This window comes from Mammaliicoccus sp. C-M13, from assembly GCF_022386845.1.
Taxonomy (GTDB): Bacteria; Bacillota; Bacilli; order Staphylococcales; family Staphylococcaceae; genus Mammaliicoccus; species Mammaliicoccus lentus.
Map to the genome: position 1 here is coordinate 1 of NZ_JAJNHQ010000043.1, position 290 is coordinate 290.

General features: G+C 36.2%; 1 rRNA gene. It reads left to right on the plus strand.

Annotated elements, in window-relative coordinates:
- Positions 1 to 88 (plus strand): 5S ribosomal RNA (gene rrf / locus LQ615_RS13405); the annotation flags it as partial.
- Positions 89 to 290 lie beyond the last annotated feature (202 nt).

Below are 290 nucleotides of genomic sequence, written 5' to 3' on the forward strand. Positions count from 1 at the left end.
CCTGTTCCCATGCCGAACACAGAAGTTAAGCTCTTTAGCGCCGATGGTAGTTGGGCTTACGTTCCGCGAGAGTAGGACGTTGCCGGGCAAAATTCAATTTTTGACCCTAGGGTCTTTTTTTCTTGAATAAATTCTTGAAAAAGTTGAATTAGTTATTGACACAAGGTTTTAATAAGAGTATAATTAATTCTTGTGATACAAAATGAACATTGAAAACTGAATGACAATATGTCAACGTTAATTCCAATAATTGAGTACTGAAAGTACTTCAAAGAGTGATTGGCTTAACC